At 70.0% G+C, this 17,364-nt stretch carries 19 protein-coding genes, 1 tRNA gene and 1 riboswitch; of the genes, 10 read left to right on the plus strand and 10 right to left on the minus strand.

Features of this window, described 5'->3' with window-relative positions:
- The first annotated feature begins 129 nt into the window (after positions 1 to 129).
- From modA to J8J14_RS19825, 6 genes are all read left to right on the plus strand, one after another.
- Entirely contained in the window at positions 130 to 921 is a 792-nt protein-coding gene (gene modA, locus J8J14_RS19800) for a molybdate ABC transporter substrate-binding protein (protein WP_209381282.1), read from the plus strand.
- Positions 921 to 1,616: a molybdate ABC transporter permease subunit gene (gene modB / locus J8J14_RS19805; protein ID WP_456307530.1), complete on the plus strand. Its 696-nt coding sequence runs from the start codon at positions 921 to 923 to the stop codon at positions 1,614 to 1,616. Before modA ends, modB begins: the two co-directional genes overlap by 1 nt.
- Positions 1,616 to 2,698, plus strand: coding sequence for a molybdenum ABC transporter ATP-binding protein (modC, locus tag J8J14_RS19810; RefSeq protein WP_209381283.1), 1,083 nt, complete (start codon positions 1,616 to 1,618; stop codon positions 2,696 to 2,698). The genes modB and modC overlap by 1 nt, the downstream gene beginning before the upstream one ends.
- Positions 2,699 to 2,904: 206 nt before the next feature.
- Positions 2,905 to 3,996, plus strand: coding sequence for a glycosyltransferase (locus tag J8J14_RS19815; protein WP_209381284.1), 1,092 nt, complete (start codon positions 2,905 to 2,907; stop codon positions 3,994 to 3,996).
- 20 nt (positions 3,997 to 4,016) lie between these two features.
- Positions 4,017 to 5,045, plus strand: a complete 1,029-nt coding sequence (locus tag J8J14_RS19820; RefSeq protein WP_209381285.1) for a hypothetical protein — start codon at positions 4,017 to 4,019, stop codon at positions 5,043 to 5,045.
- Positions 5,042 to 5,611 (plus strand): hypothetical protein, encoded by a 570-nt coding sequence (locus J8J14_RS19825; RefSeq protein WP_209381286.1) that lies wholly within the window; start codon positions 5,042 to 5,044, stop codon positions 5,609 to 5,611. The genes J8J14_RS19820 and J8J14_RS19825 overlap by 4 nt, the downstream gene beginning before the upstream one ends.
- Before the next feature lie 185 nt (positions 5,612 to 5,796).
- Here the strand turns inward: J8J14_RS19825 and J8J14_RS19830 are convergent, their stop codons facing one another.
- Entirely contained in the window at positions 5,797 to 6,072 is a 276-nt protein-coding gene (locus J8J14_RS19830; protein WP_209381287.1) for a hypothetical protein, read from the minus strand.
- Between the two features lie 291 nt (positions 6,073 to 6,363).
- A tRNA-Gly gene (locus J8J14_RS19835) sits at positions 6,364 to 6,438 on the minus strand.
- A 232-nt stretch (positions 6,439 to 6,670) separates the two neighbouring features.
- A riboswitch (SAM riboswitch) is annotated at positions 6,671 to 6,748 on the plus strand.
- A gap of 44 nt (positions 6,749 to 6,792) precedes the next feature.
- On the opposite strand from J8J14_RS19835, the gene metZ reads away from it, so the two are divergent.
- The 4 genes from metZ (at position 6,793) to folE (ending at position 9,978) form a co-directional block, all read left to right on the plus strand.
- The gene (gene metZ / locus J8J14_RS19840; RefSeq protein ID WP_209381288.1) at positions 6,793 to 8,040 is read left to right on the plus strand and encodes an O-succinylhomoserine sulfhydrylase; all 1,248 of its coding nucleotides are present in this window, start codon (positions 6,793 to 6,795) and stop codon (positions 8,038 to 8,040) included.
- A gap of 87 nt (positions 8,041 to 8,127) precedes the next feature.
- Positions 8,128 to 8,742: a LysE family translocator gene (locus J8J14_RS19845; protein WP_342452496.1), complete on the plus strand. Its 615-nt coding sequence runs from the start codon at positions 8,128 to 8,130 to the stop codon at positions 8,740 to 8,742.
- On the plus strand, positions 8,739 to 9,173 hold the full coding sequence (apaG, locus tag J8J14_RS19850; RefSeq protein ID WP_209381289.1) for a Co2+/Mg2+ efflux protein ApaG: 435 nt from the start codon (positions 8,739 to 8,741) through the stop codon (positions 9,171 to 9,173). The genes J8J14_RS19845 and apaG overlap by 4 nt, the downstream gene beginning before the upstream one ends.
- A 205-nt stretch (positions 9,174 to 9,378) precedes the next feature.
- Positions 9,379 to 9,978 (plus strand): GTP cyclohydrolase I FolE, encoded by a 600-nt coding sequence (folE, locus tag J8J14_RS19855; RefSeq protein WP_245215998.1) that lies wholly within the window; start codon positions 9,379 to 9,381, stop codon positions 9,976 to 9,978.
- 45 nt (positions 9,979 to 10,023) lie between these two features.
- Here folE and J8J14_RS19860 read toward each other — a convergent pair whose 3' ends face one another.
- The 8 genes from J8J14_RS19860 to J8J14_RS19895 form a co-directional block, all read right to left on the minus strand.
- Positions 10,024 to 10,401 (minus strand): hypothetical protein, encoded by a 378-nt coding sequence (locus tag J8J14_RS19860; RefSeq protein ID WP_209381291.1) that lies wholly within the window; start codon positions 10,399 to 10,401, stop codon positions 10,024 to 10,026.
- 55 nt (positions 10,402 to 10,456) lie between these two features.
- Entirely contained in the window at positions 10,457 to 11,062 is a 606-nt protein-coding gene (locus J8J14_RS19865) for a hypothetical protein (RefSeq protein ID WP_209381292.1), read from the minus strand.
- A 42-nt stretch (positions 11,063 to 11,104) separates the two neighbouring features.
- Positions 11,105 to 12,052 carry an Hsp33 family molecular chaperone HslO gene (gene hslO, locus J8J14_RS19870; RefSeq protein ID WP_342452497.1) on the minus strand — a complete coding sequence of 316 codons (948 nt, stop codon included), beginning with the start codon at positions 12,050 to 12,052 and terminating at the stop codon, positions 11,105 to 11,107.
- Positions 12,053 to 12,172: 120 nt separating this feature from the next.
- Positions 12,173 to 12,883 carry a CBS domain-containing protein gene (locus J8J14_RS19875; protein WP_209381293.1) on the minus strand — a complete coding sequence of 237 codons (711 nt, stop codon included), beginning with the start codon at positions 12,881 to 12,883 and terminating at the stop codon, positions 12,173 to 12,175.
- 98 nt (positions 12,884 to 12,981) lie between these two features.
- Complete coding sequence (gene argF, locus J8J14_RS19880; protein WP_209381294.1) at positions 12,982 to 13,929, minus strand: ornithine carbamoyltransferase; 948 nt, start codon at positions 13,927 to 13,929, stop codon at positions 12,982 to 12,984.
- Positions 13,926 to 15,131, minus strand: coding sequence for an aspartate aminotransferase family protein (locus J8J14_RS19885; protein ID WP_209381295.1), 1,206 nt, complete (start codon positions 15,129 to 15,131; stop codon positions 13,926 to 13,928). The genes argF and J8J14_RS19885 overlap by 4 nt, the downstream gene beginning before the upstream one ends.
- Before the next feature lie 184 nt (positions 15,132 to 15,315).
- Complete coding sequence (locus J8J14_RS19890; protein ID WP_209381296.1) at positions 15,316 to 15,696, minus strand: hypothetical protein; 381 nt, start codon at positions 15,694 to 15,696, stop codon at positions 15,316 to 15,318.
- Positions 15,697 to 15,896: 200 nt separating this feature from the next.
- Positions 15,897 to 17,303, minus strand: a complete 1,407-nt coding sequence (locus J8J14_RS19895; protein ID WP_209381297.1) for a PRC-barrel domain-containing protein — start codon at positions 17,301 to 17,303, stop codon at positions 15,897 to 15,899.
- Between the last annotated feature and the right edge of the window lie 61 nt (positions 17,304 to 17,364).

Below are 17,364 nucleotides of genomic sequence, written 5' to 3' on the forward strand. Positions count from 1 at the left end.
TGCGCGGCGCGCAGCACGGCCATGGCGGGCCAGGCTTCCCGATCCCGCTCCTTTCCCATCCCGGCGCCACGATTGCTCCGCCGCGGCCGCACCGATATATCCAATCGGGAACAACGGTGGATGCGGTCCATGCGTCGCCTGCTCCTTCGCGCCGTGCTCGCCGGGCTCGCCGCCCCGCTGGCGCGCCCCACCATCGCCGCCACCCCGGGACAGGAAGGCCCGATCGTGTTCGCCGCGGCCAGCCTGGCCGATGCGATGCGCGCGCTCGGCGAGGCCTGGCGTGCAGACGGCAACCCCGTGCCGCGCTTCTCCTTCGCGGCCTCCTCTGCCCTTGCACGCCAGATGGAGCAGGGGGCGCCGGCCGATATCTTCGCCTCGGCCGACGAGGCCTGGATGGACTATGCCGCGCAGCGCGGCCTCATCCTGGGCGAGACACGCGTGAGCCCGGTCGGGAACGCGCTCGTGCTGATCGCGCCGGCCGGTGCGGCGCAGGCTCCAGTGCCGCTTACCCCTGGAACAGACCTCGCCGCGCTGCTCGGTCCCTCCGGCCGGCTCGCCACGGGAGATCCCGCCCATGTGCCGGCCGGCCGCTATGCCCAGGCCGCCCTCACCTGGATGGGGCAGTGGGGCAGCCTCGCGTCCCGCATCGCGCGGGCCGACAATGTCCGCTCCGCCCTGCTGCTGGTGGAGCGAGGGGAGGCGCCGCTCGGCATCGTCTATGCCACCGATGCCGCGGCCTCCGACCAGGTGCGGGTCATCGGGACCTTCCCGGGGGGGAGCCATCCCGCCATCCGCTATCCCTTCGCCCTCACCCGGCGCGCAGCGGCGAACGGGCATGCGCGCGCCTTCCTCGGCTTCGCGACCGGTCCCGGGGCAGCCGGGACCTATCGGCGCCTCGGCTTCACCTTGCGCGCCGAATAGTGCTCACCCCGGAGGAATGGGGCGCCGTGCGCCTCAGCCTTTCCGTCGCCCTGCGCTCCGTGGTCTTCGGGCTGCCGCCTGCGGTCCTGATGGCCTGGCTACTGGCGCGCGGGCGCTTCCCGGGGCGCGCGCTGCTGGATGCACTGGTGCACCTGCCCCTGGTGCTGCCGCCCGTCGTTGTGGGCTGGCTGCTCCTGGTCACCTTCGGCGTCCGCGGGCCGGTGGGCTCGCTGCTGGACGAGTGGTTCGGCATGCGCCTGGTCTTCACGACCTCGGGCGCCTCCCTGGCCACCGCCGTCATGTCCTTCCCCCTGATCGTGCGGGCCGTGCGCCTCAGCCTGGATGCCGTCGATCCCGGGCTGGAGGCGGCGGCGCGCACCCTGGGGGCGGGGCCGATCGACCGCTTCGCCACCATCACCCTGCCGCTGATCGCGCCCGGCATCCTCTCCGGCGCGATCACCGCCTTCGCGGCGGGGCTGGGGGAATTCGGGGCGGTCATCACCTTCGCCTCCAACATCCCCGGCGAAACCCAGACCCTGCCCCTGGCAATTTACGCCGCCACCCAGACCCCGGGCGGCGAGGCTGTGGCGGCGCGGCTGGCCGCCATCTCCTTCGCACTGGCCGTGGCAGGGCTCCTTCTCGCGGATTTGGCCGGCAAGCGCCTGGCCGGGTTCCTCGGCCGCCCGGCGCGCTGATGCTCGACGCCGCCATCCGGCATCGCTTCCCCGGCTTTACCCTGGACATCGCGTTCCAGGCGCCATCCCCGGGGGTGACAGCCGTCTTCGGCCCATCCGGCTGCGGGAAGTCCACCCTGCTCGCGGCCGTGGCAGGGCTGCTGCACCCGGATGAGGGGCGGCTCGCCCTGGATGGTGCCGTACTGCTGGACACCGCCGCCCGGATCGCCGCTCCGCCAGAGCGCCGGCGCTGCGGGGTGGTCTTCCAGGATGCGCGGCTCTTCCCGCATCTCTCGGTGGAAACGAACCTCCGCTACGGGCTGCGCCGTGCCCCGCGCGGGGCGGAAGGTCCGGGGTTGGAAGAGATCACCGCCCTTCTCGGGATCGGCCACCTCCTCGCCCGCCGCCCCGCGGCACTTTCGGGCGGGGAGAAGCAGCGCGTCGCGCTCGGCCGCGCCCTGCTCTCCCGCCCCCGCATCCTGCTGATGGACGAGCCCCTGGCCGCGCTGGACGCCGCGCGCCGTGCCGAGGTGCTGCCCTATCTCGCCCGTGTGCGGGACCGGTTCCGGCTGCCCATGCTCTATGTCACCCATGCGCTGGACGAGGTGGACCGGCTTGCGGATCACCTCGTGCTTCTCCAGGCCGGGCGCGTCCTCGCCTCGGGGCCAGTGGAAGAGCTGGCTGCCCGGACCGACCTGCCCCTTCTCGCCACGCGGCGGGATGCGGGCGCGCTGCTCGCCTGCGTGGTCCTGGGGCATGACCCGGCGCGCGGGCTTACCCGGCTCGGCTTCGCCGGAGGGGAGCTCCGCGTGCCGTTGCAGGATGGCGCGCCCGGCACACCCATCCGCGTGCGGGTGCGCGCGCGTGATGTCGCTGTTGCCACGGAGGAGCCACGCGGCCTTTCCGTGCAGAACATCCTGCCCGCCACGCTGGAGGCCATCGAGCCTATGGGCGCGCTGGAGGCGGTGCTGCGATTGCGGATCGGAGAGGCGCTGCTGCTCGCCCGGATCACCGCCGATGCGGCGGCCCGGCTTGGCCTCCATCCGGGACAGCGAATCTGGGCGCTGGTGAAGTCGGTGGCCTTCGCAGGGCCAGGCGGCTGAGTTGCCTGTCCCCACATGGGAAAAAGGCCGCTCCAGGAAGGGGTCGGCGGGCGCGTTCCGGCCAGTCGGTCTGGCGGTCCTGGGTCGCCTCTCACGAGACCTGCACGACGGCATTTCCAGGCCACACCGGCAGCGCAGCCCGGGCCGCGGTCGCTTGACACGGTGAATTGCGGAAGGCACCTGCGCTGCTCTGAGGAGCGCGGGACATGGTGGAAGTGACAGATCGGCCGCGAAGGCTGCTCTACATTGTGAATCACCGCACGCTCATGCCAGCCGAAGTCCCCATGCTCATGGAACTCGGGTGGGAGGTATTCTGCCCAAAAATCGTTCCGTCGCATGATCCAGGCTTTCGGAGCGCCCTGGTCACGCGCGAATACGACAGCAGCCTGACAATCCCAAAGGAAGCGCTCGATGTATTGAACAGCCAGGATTTTTATGAGCGTTCCTGGTCAAGTACCGTGCGGCATGTCGCAGGCCGTTATTTCGACGTCATTATAAATCACTTTTCCTATTACAGCGTGCCGGTTTCAGAAGCAGCGCGCCATTTCCCGGGGCTAGTCGTGCTGCGGACCTTCGGGCGGGAACATCCCAGCCGCTATGCCGAGTTCGCGGAGATCGGGCCTCGCAAATCCGTTCTGGACGAGCTGGACGCATTGGGCTCTCGCCTCGTCCATGCCCAGGGCTACGCCAACATTGCCGATATCGAGCCCCCGGTGCTTCAGCGCACCGCGATGACCGTCACCGTGCCGCTGCCTCCCTATATCTACGCCTCTGCCAACACGTGGCGGGGGGGCGGAAAGGAGGCTGTTCTCCTGTGCCCCGCGATCATGGCGGCCGGTGGCCAGAGCTACTACGGCAACATCTATCGCGGGATAAAGCGTGACTTCGGCGACCTGCCCCATGTGATCTTCGGTCGCCAGCCCGAACCGGTGAACGATCCGGCTGTGCTGCCCTATCTCACCGATCCGGAACTCCTGGATCTCTACGCCCGCGCTCCTGTCTTCATCTATCCGTCGGCTGAGCCGCGGCATATCCACTACTCCCCCATCGAGGCGATGGTGGTCGGAACGCCCGTGCTCTATCGGCGCGGCAGCCTGACCGACACGCTGGCCGAAGGGGCGGATTTGCCGGGCGCCTGCGCGGACACAGCGGAGATGCGTGACAAGGCGCAGCGCCTTCTTGCCGGGGACAGTAACCTCGCGGAAGCAATCCGCGCGACGCAGGGCCGCATCGTCGATACGTTCTCATCCGATCTCGCCCGGCGGCAATGGGAAGCCGTGCTGGGGAGGGCACCCTGACCCGCCGTGTCCTATGGGCGTTGAACCATCGCACCCTCATGCCGGATGAGGTCGCGATTCTTCGCAGCCTCGGCTTCGCCGTGTTCACGCCGCGTGTCCTGCCACGCGGCTTGGAAGGGCGGTCCACTGCCATCGAGCAGGACCCGGATGACGCGGCCCTTGACCTGCCGCCCGAGACACGCGCCGTGCTCGAAGCGTTCCCCTTCTACGAACGGCGCTGGACGCCGACGCTCACCTCCATCCTGAATGAACATTTCGAGGCCGTCGTGACGGCCTTCTACCCGGAGTGCTTCAGCTCCGCCATCCAGCATTTCCAGGGGCGTGTCATCGCCCGCTGCTTCGGCCGGGAGGGGACTGCGAATTACCGGCACTGGACCTCCGCCTGGGGACTTCCGGACCTTGAGGATCATATCGAGCAGGCTGGCGAGCGCTACATATTCGGCCAGGCCTATCCGTTCCTTGCGGAAGTCGAGCCCCCGCTCAACGCCCGCCACGCCTTCACCCTTCCTCTTGTCAGGCCGGGCTGGGTGGACGCTCGCCGGGATAGCTGGAACGGGGCCGGCGGCTTCGTCCTGCTCAACATTCCCCTGATCGGTGCCTCACCGTACTACCAGCCGATCTACGAGGGCGCGAAGGCAACCTTCGCAGGCGTGCCACATCGCATTTTCGGGCATCAGCCACGCCCCGTCGCCGACCCTTCCGTGATCGCCTCTCCCCCTGACGATGAGCTGCTGAACCTCTTCGCCTCCTGCTCGGCCTTCGCCTACACCTCAAGCGAGCCCCGGCACCTGCATTATCCTCCGGTCGAGGCGTTGGTCATCGGCGCGCCGGTCCTCTATCTGCGCGGCTCCCTTCTCGATCGGCTCGTCCCCGGCTTGCCCGGTGGCTGCGCCGATCTGGCGGAGATGCGCGCGAAGGCCGAGGCCCTCGTCGGGGGCAACACGACTCTCGCCGCAGAGATCCGGGCCGCCGCACCGGCCTTGCTCGCCCCCTTTGCCCCTGAAGCCGCGCGTGCTGCCTGGGCCAACCTTCTGGGAGTTCGATCATGAGGAAGCTGCTCGGTCGTTTCCGGCGGGCGATCCTTCAAGTGGCCCGGGCGCTTCGCCTCCTGGGCCCGATCGAACGCCTTCACCGTGTCGAGCAGCATACGCAAGGTATCCAGCAGCACACGCAAGATATCCAGCAGCACACCTACCGCATCGAGCAACAGCAGCTGGCGCTCAGCGCCATGTTCCAAGAGCTGCAGCAGACCTCAGCCGGCCTCGCGCGCACGCTGGAGGAGCTCCGGGCATCCCTCAACGCCGTGAACGAGAGGCTCAGCGTGTCGGAGATCGCGCTCCGCGACATGCCGGTGCGAATCACCACCCGCATGGCCGAAATCACGGCGTCAGAAGTGGACCGGCTGGATGGTTATCTCGCCTACCACTTTGCAATGGTTCATGCATCTCAGGACCCGCTGGCCACGCGCCTGACCGACGCTTCCCAGGCGCAGGCGCGGCAGATTTCCGAGAAGGTCGAGCAGGAGGTGGACCGGCTCGACCTCAACCTCGTGCACCACGTTGCGGTCCTGCGTGCGCTCGGCGAGCGAGTCGTGGCGCAACGCTCCGACAGCTAGCTGCGGGAGCCCGCTGCTCTCAACTGCCCTCATATCGTCCAGGGCGGCGTCTGCCTCTGAGGAGTGGCGCCCCGGGATGTCACCCGTGGCCGCGGCATGCCTATCCTGGCCCCGGCGCCCGGACGATCCCGTCCCAGCCGCAGGCCCGCGCCACCGCCGTTCCCGGGGATGAACTTCCCGTTCGGCTATGCGCCAGGCGTGAGGCGCCGCGCCGCACGCCGCAAAAGCCATCCCAGCGGGCCAGGCGCCTCCGTGATGGCCTTGCGAAGGCTACGCAGCTCGGCCTCGGCCTTCGACTTCGCGAGGGCGGCATCAACAGCCTGGCCGCGCGCCACCTGCTGCCCTTCCTCAAGGGCCGCAAGCCGCTGGGCTGTCACCTTCGCGATCCCATGCTTCTCGATCTGCGCGAGCCTGGCGCGTGCCTCGTCCAGCTCGCGGCTCAGGCGCGCGACCTCTGCCACAAGGTTCCCCGCGCGAGGACCGGGTCCTCTCTTCGCTGGCCCGGGCCGGCGGTTGCGGCTCATGAGCTTTTCTGCCGACGAAGCATGCTCGGTCCCTTACAGCGTCTCATCCAATGTCCGACCAAGCGCATCCTGCCCCGTCTATACACATCGGCTGTCGGGGCTACGAGCACCGCCCAATTGCGTCCGTGTCCTGCACGGATGGCCCGTGGTCCAGGGGTATACCACGGCACGGGTGCGAAACTGCATGAAGCGGGGAAGGCGCCCCGGGAGTTGATGAGGGGCAGGAAGTGGAGCGGGCGATGGGAATCGAACCCACGACATTCAGCTTGGGAAGCTGACGTTCTACCTCTGAACTACGCCCGCGCTCTGCGCCAACACCTAGCGCAGGCCTACAAGCTGCGCAATCCACCTCAGGCCTCCGGAAGGAGGACGCTACCGGCATCCGGCCACAGCCCGCATTGCGATCTTACCCGGTGCTAACGGCGCTTCTCCGGCCTCCGCAGCGGCAAGGCACCCTTCACGGCCGCTTGAGCCCTCGCTGGCCTTGCCCGTCCCGGGGCAGCGGATTAGCTTGCGGCCGGCGATGCCCCCGGGGCGGAAGCCAGCTCGCGATTTGTCGGCCAGCTTGCGGCGAGCCTAAAGAAACGCGCTAAACGGCCGTGGCGGGGGCGAGCCCCCGCCCGACCGGGCCATCCGTGACTTGATGGAATGCCCGCGATGCCCAGGACCCTTCCGGATATCCCGCTCCGCCCCGCCACCCTCCTGGTGCGCGGCGGCCAGAACCGCAGCTCCTTCGACGAGATGTCGGAAGCCCTGCATCTCACCTCCGGCTTCATGTACGAAAGCGCGGGCCAGGCGGAAGACACCTTCCTCGGCCAGATCCAGCACTTCCAGTATTCCCGCTTCGGCAACCCGACGATCGAGGCGCTGCAGAACAAGCTCGCCGCGCTCGAAGGCGCGGAGGCCTGCCGCGTGACCGCATCCGGCATGGCCGCCGTCCATTCCGCCATGCTGGCCCATCTCAAGGCCGGGGACCGCGTGGTCGCCTCCCGCGCCCTGTTTGGGTCGTGCCACTGGATCGTCTCCACCCTGCTGCCGCGCTACGGCATCGAGACGGTGTTCGTGGACGGCACCGACCTCGACCAGTGGCGGGACGCCTTCAGGAAGCCGGCCGCGCTGGTGCTGCTGGAAACCCCCTCCAACCCGATGCTGGAGCTGGTGGACCTGCCCGCCGTGGCCGAGCTGGCGCATGCGGCCGGCGCCATCGTGGTGGTGGACAATGTCTTCGCCACCCCCCTGCTGCAGAAGCCGCTGAGCATGGGCGCGGATGTGGTCGTCTATTCCGCCACCAAGCACTTCGATGGCCAGGGCCGCGTGCTCGGCGGCGCCGTGCTGGGTTCCGCCAAATGGGTGGACGAGGTGCTGCAGCCCTTCATCCGCAACACCGGTCCCAGCATCTCCCCCTTCAATGCATGGGTGATCCTGAAGGGGCTGGAAACGCTGCATCTGCGCCTGCCGGCCATGTGCGCCAATGCCGCGAAGCTGGCGGATTTCCTCTCCACGCGGCCGGAAGTCTCGCGCACCCTCTATCCCTTCCTGGACAGCCATCCGCAGCAGGCACTGGCGAAGAAGCAGATGTCGGCCGGCGGTTCCCTTGTCACCTTCGACGTTGAGGGCGGCAAGGAGGCGGCGTTCCGGGTTCTGGACGCGCTGCGCCTGATCGACATCTCCAACAATCTAGGCGATGCCCGTAGCATGGTCACCCACCCCGCGACCACCACGCATATGAAGGTGGGGCCGGAGGAGCGCGCGCGGCTCGGCATCACCGATGGCACGGTTCGCTTCTCCGTTGGCCTTGAGGATGCGCAGGACCTGATCGACGATCTGGCCCAGGCGCTGGACGGTCTGCGCGGAACGGGCGGCGGTCGCCTGAACGTGGCCCGCGCGGCGGCGCCGGAGCGCTGACCGGGCCCACCCGGGCATGACGGTGGACGAGGCGGCGCGGCCGGTGGCAGGCTGCCCCGCCCCGGCCACGACGCCAGGAAGGGAGGCATGATGAATATCGAGACCTGGCTCGCCTTCCTGGCGGCCTCCGCCGCCATGCTGGTCGTTCCCGGGCCCACCATCCTTCTGGTGCTCGGCCAGTCGCTCGGTGGCGGCCGCCGGTCCACCCTGCCGCTCGTCGCCGGCGTGGCGGCGGGGGATGCGCTGGCCCTCAGCCTCTCCCTCGCCGGGCTGGGCGCGCTGCTCGCTACCTCGTCGCTCGCCTTCACCCTGCTCCGCTGGGCCGGCGCGGCCTATCTCGTCTATCTCGGCCTCCGCCTCTGGCATGCGCCGGTCGAGGGTGCGCCCGCGCCGTTGCCGCCGCGCCGGGCGGGGCTGCAGGCCTTCATCGTGACGGCCACGAACCCGAAGGGGATTGCCTTCTTCGTCGCCTTCGTGCCGCAGTTCCTGGATCCCGCGCGCCCCTTCCTGCCCCAGGCCGCGCTGCTGGTCGCCAGCTTCGTCGCCCTCGGCGCGGCCAATGCGCTGGGCTACGCGTTATTGGCCGGGCGGCTTTCCGGCCTTGTCCGCCTGCCCCGGTTCCGACGCAGGATCAACCGCATCGGCGGCTCCATGCTCGTTGGCGCGGGGCTCGCCACGGCCCTGATCGGCCGCCGCGCATGAGCGGGCGGCGCAGCGAGAGTGGCAAGGAGACGAACGCCTTCACCGCGGTGACCCGCGGGCTTCGGGTCACCGTGCGCAGCTACTACCTGGCGGACCAGTCGGACCCGGAGCTGGGCCGCCATGTCTGGGCCTATCGCGTGCGGATCACCAATGAGGGGCGCGATACCGTGCAGCTGATGAAGCGCAGCTGGGAAATCACCGATGCCCAAGGGCGCACGCAGCGGGTGCATGGTGATGGGGTGGTGGGGGAACAGCCCGTTCTGGAGCCAGGGGAGGCCTTCGAATACACGTCGGGCACTCCCCTCGCCACGCCCTCGGGCTTCATGCGCGGCCTCTACCACATGGTGGTTCCGGCCACGGGGGAGCGGTTCGACGCAGAGATACCCCCCTTCAGCCTGGACAGCCCGCATGGGCAGTTCACGGTGAACTAGCCCGGATCGCCGCAGGCGCGGAGCAGCCCGGCAGGGGCCGCGCTTCCGCTGCTCCGCCAGCGCCCCCATCTTCTCCCCGGCGTGCCGCTACCAAAAATCGCCTGACAGACCGGCACGGCCGCGCACCAGAGGAAGAATGACCGTGACGGATTCACGCCCAGACACCCAGGACGCCGCCGAGGCCGGCGCTGCCCTCCCCGCCGACCTGGCCGGGCACAAACGCCCCACCCAGGCCGAGGCGGAGGCGGCGGTCCGCACGCTGCTGCTCTGGGCTGGCGATGATCCGGACCGGGAAGGCCTGCTGGACACGCCCAAGCGCGTGGCGAAGTCCTACAGGGAATTGTTCGTCGGCTATGGCACCGACCCCGTGCAGCTCCTCCAGCGCTCCTTCGAGGAGGTGGCGGGCTATGACGAGATGGTGGTGCTGCGTGACATCCGCCTGGAGAGCCATTGCGAGCACCACATGGTGCCCATCATCGGCCGGGCCCATGTCGGCTACCTGCCGCGCGGGCGCGTGGTCGGGATCAGCAAGCTGGCGCGGGTGGTGGATGCCTTCGCCAAGCGCCTGCAGATCCAGGAGAAGCTGACAGCCCAGATCGCCAACGCCATCAATGACGTGCTGGACCCGATCGGCGTGGCCGTGGTGGTGGAGGCCGCGCATCAGTGCATGACCACGCGCGGCGTGCACAAGCACGGCGTGACGATGGTCACCAGCACCATGCTGGGCGCCTTCCGCGACGATCACGCAACGCGGCGCGAGTTCCTCTCGATCATCAACGGCCGCACCGGCACCTTCGAGGGCTAGGAGCGGGGACAGGGCGCCGGAACCCCGGCGCCCTGTCGGCCGCGATCAGCAGTCGCGGCGATAGAAGCCCGCTGTGCGCTGCGCGCGTGCCGCATCGGCATAGGCACCGGTGATCGCGGCCTGCTGCTGCGCGCCGGCGGCAGCCGCATAGGCCTCGCGGCAATAGGGATCATTGGCGGCGGCGACCGTGGCCGCGTAGCCCGGCGCTGCATACCCGGGCGCAGCGTAGCCTGGCGCAGCGTAACCCGGGGCGACGGGGGCCTGGCCGACATAGGCCGGCATCGGCGTGGCATAGCCCGCGCTGGGCGCCACGCCATAGCTGCCGGGCGGGAAATAGGGATCCGCCGGATAGGGTGCGCAGGCGGCAAGGCCCGCGCCAAGGGCGATGGCCGGAAGCAGCATAAGCGAGCGGATACGGGTCATGGCGTGTCTCCTCTGGTGAGAGGAAAAGCGCGGGAGCCCGTATCCGGGTTGCGGATCAGCCCTGGGGGAGATCCTGCCGCTGGATCCCGCCAGGGCTGTCCAGCGGCAGGACGGGCGCGGCGGGGGTGGTTTCCAGCAGCCAGTCGCGCAGGTTCCGGCGGACCTGGAGCTCGAACTCCACGTTCAGGTCCTCCATTGCCCGGATCATCACCGTCTCGGCCGCGCGGGCCCGCGCGGCGGCGCTGCTGCCCGCCCCGGTCAGGTTGCGCCGCACCTCGGCCACGGCGAAGGCCACGGGGCGCTCATTGTCCAGCACGTCCAGCCGTGCCCGCAGCAAAACGGCGATGGAGTCGCCCGAGCGAACCAGGCTCGCCGTCTCCACCGTGAAGCGGGCGCGATTCGTGGTGCCGGAGGGAACCACCCGGTCCCGCCCCATCCGCGCCACCTCGACCGCCGGAATGATCGGCGCGGGCGGATCGGCGCGGGAGCCGGCGGTATTCTCCACCACCTCCACATCCGCGACATTCAGGCGCAGCGGCGTCAGCCAGGCATAGCCATCAAGCCGCGGCGGCGCGGGCGGCAGCTCGCGCTCCCCGCAGGCCAGCAGCAGCAGCGGCATGCCGATCGCGAGGCTCCGCCTGGTCAGGCTGCATCCGGTCATGGTTCCACGGAATCCCCAAAGACTGGGTTCCGCGTTAGCCGATCAGGCCCGGCCAGCGCCACCCCTGACATCCGCGCGGTCGAAACGGAAGGCCAGGTTGCAGAACTCGCAGGTCATGGTGATCTGCCCGTGCTCGGCCATATGGTCCAGGTCCGCCTCGGGGAAGCCCTGCAGCACGCCGGCCAGCTTGGCGCGGGAGCAACGGCAGCCATAGGAAAGGGCGCGTGGCCGGTCCAGCTGCAGCCCCTCCGCGTGGAACAGGCGGTGCAGCAGCTGCTCGGGCGCCAGCGCGTCATCCAGCATCTCCTCCTCCTTCACCGTGGAGGCCAGGATGGTGGCGGTGTTCCAGGCCTCGTCGGCCTCCTCGTTCCGCAGCCCGTCAATGCCGCCCTCGGCGGCCACGCGCTCCAGGATCAGGGCCGTGGCGCGCCAGCCCTGCGGCGTGCGGCGGCAGGAAAGGCGCACGAAGGCCTGGAGCTGCTCCGAGGTGCGGAAGTAGTTGTCCGTCATCTCCGCCAGGGTTTCGCCCTCGATCGCGACGATACCCTGGTAGCGGTCCATCTCAGGGCCCTGGTCGCAGGTGAAGGCCAGGTACCCCTTGCCGAGCAGAGCCGCGGCCTCGCCGCTGGCCGGGCCATCGGCGCGGGCATAGCCGCGGATCTCCCCGCTATCGGTGCAGTCGGCCAGCAGCATGGGAACGGGGCCGTCGCCCTTCGCCTGGAGGGAGAAGGAGCCCTGAAACTTCAGCGCGGCGGCAAGGCCGGCGGTCAGCGCCAGGGCCTGGCCCAGCAGGCGCGAGACATCCTCGGGCAGGTCATGGCGGCCGATCAGCGCCTCGGCCAGGTCTCCCAGCCGCACCAGCCGGCCGCGCACGGGGCGGCCATCCAGGTGGAAGGGCATGATGGCGCGCGGCACCACGATATCCGGCACCGGCGGGCGGTCATGGTTGAGAAAATCGGAGGTCTCGGAGGGGCGGGTCACGTTCTGCACCCGCGCTAGATAGTGAGCGCCGCGCCGCGCCGACAGGGCCAACCGGTTGCGCCCGGTGCATGGCGCCCCCGCCCTGCCCCGCACTGCCAACAGCCCGGGCGGGGCCGGCGGGCCCGGCCCTCAGTAGAGGACGTTCTGAGGAACCCCCTCCACCATGTTGTCCACCACCTGCCGCACGCCGGGCACACGATGCGCGATGGACTGAAGGCCGCGCCGCACGGCCTGTGACCGGGCAAAGCCCTGGAACTCCACCACCCCGTTCTTCACGGCCACGAAGGTGTAGATCGTGTCCGCCCAGGGCTGCTGGCGGATCTCCCTCCAGATCACCTCCCGGATCCGCTCATCCTCTGAACCGCCCTCGCCCAGGCTCGCCGGGGGAACCAGGAGGGCCTGGAGCAGGTCGGCGCGAGAGACGATGCCGACCAGCCTCTCACCCCGCAGCACCGGAACGCGGCGGATGCCCCGCTCCTCCATAATCCGGGCGATCTGCTCCACCGGCGTGTTCTCGGTCACGGTGATGAGGTCGCGGGTCATCACATCCTCGGCCAGCATCCCATGCAGCTGGGCATAGCGCTCGGCATCCCGGTCGCGGCTGCCGAAGAGGCGGTGGAGCCATCCCGGGCGTTCCTCCGCGCCGGAAAGCCGGCGGATCAGGTCGAGTTCGGTCACGATACCCAGCAACCGGCCATCGCCGCCGGTCACGGGCACGGCGGAAATGCCGCGCTCCGCCAGGAGCCGGGCCAGAGAGGCCACGGGCATCGCGGCAGGCACGCAGATTACCTCACGCGTCATCAGGTCGCGGGCGAAAAGGGATTCGGTCACGGTGCTCATCGCTGCCTCCAGGGCTTGTGCCTGAAGACAGGTTGCGAAACCGGGAACGCAACGACCTTGATCTGCGTCAAGCCCCGGGAAAGGGGCGGCGAATGGCCTCAGCCCGCGCCCAGGGCCCAGAGCAGCACGCCCTTCTGCGCGTGCAGCCGGTTCTCGGCCTCGTCGAACACCACGCTCTGCGGGCCGTCCATCACCTCGTCGGTGATCTCCTCGCCCCGATGGGCGGGCAGGCAATGCATCACGATGGCGTCCGGCGCGGCATGGCGCATCAGCGCGGCGTTCAGCTGATAGGGCGCCAGCATGTTGTGCCGGTTCCGCAGCTCGCGCTTCTCGTCGCTCATGGAGATCCAGGTGTCGGTCACCACGCAGCGCGCACCGCGCACCGCCTCCGCCGGATCGTTGAAGAGCTCGACCGTCGCGCCCTGCGCGCGCGCCCAGGCGATCAGATCGGCCGGCGGCGCGAGCTGCGCGGGGGTGGCGACGCGGAGCGTGAAGTTGAAGCGCGCGGCGGCCTGGATGAAGGACTGCGCCACGTTGTTGCCGTCGCCGGTCCAGGCCACCACCTGCCCCGCGATCGGGCCGCGATGCTCCTCGAAGGTCATCACATCCGCCATCAGCTGGCAGGGATGCGACACATCCGTGAGGCCGTTGATCACGGGCACCGTGGCGTACTGCGCCAGCTCCCGCATCTTCTCGACATTGTCGGTGCGCAGCACGATGGCATCGACATAGCGGGACAGCACGCGCGCCGTATCGGCCGGCGTCTCGCCGCGTCCCAGTTGCGTGTCCTTGCTGGTCAGCGTGGTGACGAAGCCGCCGAGCTGGCGGATCCCCACCTCGAAGGAGACGCGGGTCCGCGTGCTCGGCTTCTCGAAGATCAGCGCCACGGTCTTGCCGGCCAGGGGCTGGCCCACCGTCTCGCCGCGCTTGGTGCGGGTCCCGAGATCAAGCATCCGGCGCAGCGTCGCGGTGTCGAAATCCATCAGCTCGAGGAAGTGGCGGGGGGCCACAGGCCCCCCCTCCACGGTCTTCAACGCTGCGCTCACTTGGCGGCCGCCTTCGCCGCGCCCGGCGTGATGCGCAGCATGGCGCGGTCCAGCAGGCGCAGCGCCTCGTCCGCCTCGGCCTCGGTGATGATGAGCGGCGGCGCCACGCGCAGCACATTCATCCCCGCCGCCACGGTCAGCAGCCCTTCCGCCACCGCGGCGCCCTGCGCCTCGGTGTTGGAAACCGCGTCGCTCAGCTTCAGCCCGAGCAGCAGGCCCGCGCCCTGCACCCCCGTCACCACCGCCGGATGCCGCGCGGCCAGGTCCTGCATGCCGCGCCAGAGATGGCGCGCCACGCGGTCCACCTGACCGAGGAAGCCCGGCGCCAGGATCACGTCCAGCACGGCATTGCCGGCCGCGCAGGCCAGCGGGTTGCCACCATAGGTGCTGCCATGGGTGCCGGGCTTCAGATGCTCTGCCACCTTCTCGCGCGCGAGCGTCGCGCCCAGCGGGAAGCCGCCGCCGATACCCTTGGCCGAGGACATGACATCCGGCTCGATCCCGGCCCATTCATGCGCCCAGAGCTTGCCGGAGCGGCCCATCCCGGTCTGCACCTCGTCCAGCGCCAGCAACAGCCCGAACTCGTCGCAGACCGCGCGCAGCTCGCGCAGGAAGCGCAGGTCGGCCGGACGCACGCCGCCCTCGCCCTGCACCGGCTCGATCATGATCGCCGCCGTTTCCTTCGTGATCGCCTGGCGCACGGCGTTCATGTTGCCGAAGGGCACGTGGTCGAACCCCTCGACCGGCGGGCCGAAGCCCTCCAGGTACTTGGCGTTGCCCGTGGCGGAGATCATGGCCAGCGTGCGCCCGTGGAAGGCGCCCTCGAAGCAGATCGTGCGGTAGCGCTCCGGATGACCGTTGGCGGCGTGGTACTTTCGCACCGCCTTCACCATCGCCTCGTTCGCCTCGGCGCCCGAGTTGGAGAAATAGACCGTGTCCGCGAAAGGCGTCGCCTCCACCAGCCGCGCGGCCAGGCGCTCGGCCTGCGGCACGCGGTAGAGATTGGAGGTGTGCATCACGCGCCCCGCCTGCTCGGCGATGGTGGCCACGAGATGCGGATGGGCATGGCCAATGCTCGTGGTCGCGATCCCGGCCCCGAAATCGAGGAATCGTCGGCCCTGCGCATCCCACAGCCAGGCACCCTCACCCCGCTCGAAAGCAAGGTCGGCACGGTTGTAGTTCGGCATCAGGGGGGGGATCACGCGGCGTGGCCCTCCGTTGGGCCCGCGGGCGGGGCGGAAGTCGCAGCGCCGGGCGGGAAGCCGCGGAAGATGACGGAAAGGAAGCGCCGGGTCAAAGGATAGGCCCCCGCTTCACGCAAGGCTCATCCATCGGAAACGAGAAAGGGCGCCGCATCGCTGCGGCGCCCCCTCCCGGAAAGCCGGATCAGCGATTGCGGCTGCTGCGGCGCGTGGTCCGCGGGGCGCAGTCGCTGGTATCGGTCGTGCCCAGCGAACGGGAGACGGCGGTGCCGGGCGGGTTGCCGGGGGTGCAGTCCGGACGGTCCTGCAGGTTCAGCGGATCGCCGGCCCGCGCATTGGCGCGGGAAACGGCCGTGCCCGGGGGGTTGCCCGGCGTGCCATCCGGGCGGCCCTGGGTGTTCAGCGGGTCGCCGACCTGGGCATTGGCGCGGGAAACGGCCGTGCCCGGCGGGTTGCCGGGCGTTCCGTCCGGGCGGTTCTGCGTGTTCAGCGGGTCCTGCGCGCAGGCCGCCAGACCACCAAGGCTCAAGGCCAGCGCCGCAGCACGGAAGGTGTGGGACAGCATCGGATAGCTTCTCCGGTCCGGTTGAAATGGTCCTGCATGTTGCTGGACCTGTCAGGGCAACGCTGGATTGTGACAGCGGTTCCGTCCTTCGCCGCACCATCGTGATTTCGTGTGCGAGAGGAGCGTCACGCCATGAGACACACAAAAGGCCCGGATGCTTGCGCATCCGGGCCCCTTCGCATGGAGCAGCCGCGCCGTGCTCAGCCGCGGCGGGCAGCGTCGTAGGAATAGGCCGGCAGCGAGGTCAGGCTCTCCCGCGTCGCGCCGGTAATGGTCCAGCGGTTGTCGGCGGCGGACCAGCGCAGATCCGACATCGGCACGGCCACGAGCTTCGCGCCGATCCCGAGGAAACCGCCCACCGAGACGATCGCGAGCGGCGAGGAATTGCCCGAGGGCAGGATCACATCGTCGATCGAGCCGATGGACTCGTTCCGCTCATTATAGACGTTCGAGCCAATGATGCGGCTCACCCGCTCGGTCTGCGCCGCCGGCGCGGTCGCGGCCGTGCCGGCCGCCATGCCCGAGGCCGAGCGGTCCGTGCCGGCCTGGTTCGCCTGGCCGCCCTGCGCACCGGTGGTCGCGGTGGCGTTGCTGCCGGTCATGTTGGCGTTCGTGCCGGTACCGGTGTTCGCGGCCTGGTTCTGCAGCGGAACCGTCATGGTCCCGGCGCGCGCCTGGTCGCCATCGGGAGTCCGGTTCACCGCGCCGGGCTGCACCTGCCCTTGGGCGTTCGGGCCCTGGGAGTTCTGCCCCTGGGAATTCTGCCCCTGGGAGTTCGCCTGGTTGGTGCTGGTGGCCCGGGGCTCGTTGGTCCCCAGGTTCGCGTTGGCCGCCTGGTTCATGTTGGCAGGACGGTTGGTGGCCCCTGGTCCCTGGCCACCGCTGGCCGCGGGCGCGGACTGGGTGCTGCCCATGATATCGGTGCGGGCGCTGGCGGCGGGTGGGTTGGTCTCGCGCACGCCACCCTCGGCGGCCGGGCCACGGCCCGTCACGGTCGCGCGCGTGCCGCTGGTGGCACCCTGGCCGCCATGATCAGGGCTGTTGGCGCCGTTGCTCTCGCCCTCGTTCCGCGGGAAGGCACCGGACATGTTGGTGCCCAGGGCGCGGTCGAGCCCGCGCGTGACAACGGTGCCGGGCGGGTTGCCCGCCGTGCCATCCGGGCGTTCCGGGGCGTTCAGCACATTCCCCGGCCGCTGGCTGTTATCCGCGGCGGTGTCCACCGCGCTGTCGATGGTGCGGCCCAGGGCGGTGCCCGGCGGGTTGCCGGGGGTTCCATCCGGGCGGCCCTGCAGGTTCAGCGGATCGCCGGCGCGGCGATTCGCGGCGGATGCATTGTCGGCGGCACGGTCAGTCGCGTTGCCGACGGCATCGCCGGCGCGATCCGCGGCACGGCCCAGCGCGGTGCCGGGCGGGTTGCCGGGGGTGCCGTCCGGCTGCGTCTGGTTGCCCGTCGCACGGTCGGCAGCGCGCTGCGTGGCGGTCGAGGGGGGGTTGCCCGGCGTGCCGTCGCGCGGCGTGGCCTGGGTCTGCGCGAGGGCAGGCCCCGCCAGCAGCGCGGCCGCAGCGGTCAGGCCCATCAGGGTCGACTTGTAGGAACGATCGGTCATGCGGCGCCTCCTTCCGGCGTGGTCTTGCAGTGGTCGAGGAACGCGCCCCGGCGAAAGCCGT

The sequence above is a fragment of the Pararoseomonas baculiformis genome (genome assembly GCF_017813395.1).
Taxonomy (GTDB): domain Bacteria; phylum Pseudomonadota; class Alphaproteobacteria; order Acetobacterales; family Acetobacteraceae; genus Roseomonas; species Roseomonas baculiformis.

Bases quoted from the DNA above. Each gene is read 5' to 3' on its own strand.
- modA (WP_209381282.1), top strand. From the start codon at position 130: ATGCGTCGCCTGCTCCTTCGCGCCGTGCTCGCCGGGCTCGCCGCCCCG.
- modC (WP_209381283.1), top strand. From the start codon at position 1,616: ATGCTCGACGCCGCCATCCGGCATCGCTTCCCCGGCTTTACCCTGGAC.
- J8J14_RS19815 (WP_209381284.1), top strand. From the start codon at position 2,905: ATGGTGGAAGTGACAGATCGGCCGCGAAGGCTGCTCTACATTGTGAAT.
- J8J14_RS19825 (WP_209381286.1), top strand. From the start codon at position 5,042: ATGAGGAAGCTGCTCGGTCGTTTCCGGCGGGCGATCCTTCAAGTGGCC.
- metZ (WP_209381288.1), top strand. From the start codon at position 6,793: ATGCCCAGGACCCTTCCGGATATCCCGCTCCGCCCCGCCACCCTCCTG.
- J8J14_RS19845 (WP_342452496.1), top strand. From the start codon at position 8,128: ATGATGAATATCGAGACCTGGCTCGCCTTCCTGGCGGCCTCCGCCGCC.
- apaG (WP_209381289.1), top strand. From the start codon at position 8,739: ATGAGCGGGCGGCGCAGCGAGAGTGGCAAGGAGACGAACGCCTTCACC.
- J8J14_RS19860 (WP_209381291.1), bottom strand. From the start codon at position 10,401: ATGACCCGTATCCGCTCGCTTATGCTGCTTCCGGCCATCGCCCTTGGC.
- J8J14_RS19865 (WP_209381292.1), bottom strand. From the start codon at position 11,062: ATGACCGGATGCAGCCTGACCAGGCGGAGCCTCGCGATCGGCATGCCG.
- J8J14_RS19875 (WP_209381293.1), bottom strand. From the start codon at position 12,883: ATGAGCACCGTGACCGAATCCCTTTTCGCCCGCGACCTGATGACGCGT.
- J8J14_RS19890 (WP_209381296.1), bottom strand. From the start codon at position 15,696: ATGCTGTCCCACACCTTCCGTGCTGCGGCGCTGGCCTTGAGCCTTGGT.
- J8J14_RS19895 (WP_209381297.1), bottom strand. From the start codon at position 17,303: ATGACCGATCGTTCCTACAAGTCGACCCTGATGGGCCTGACCGCTGCG.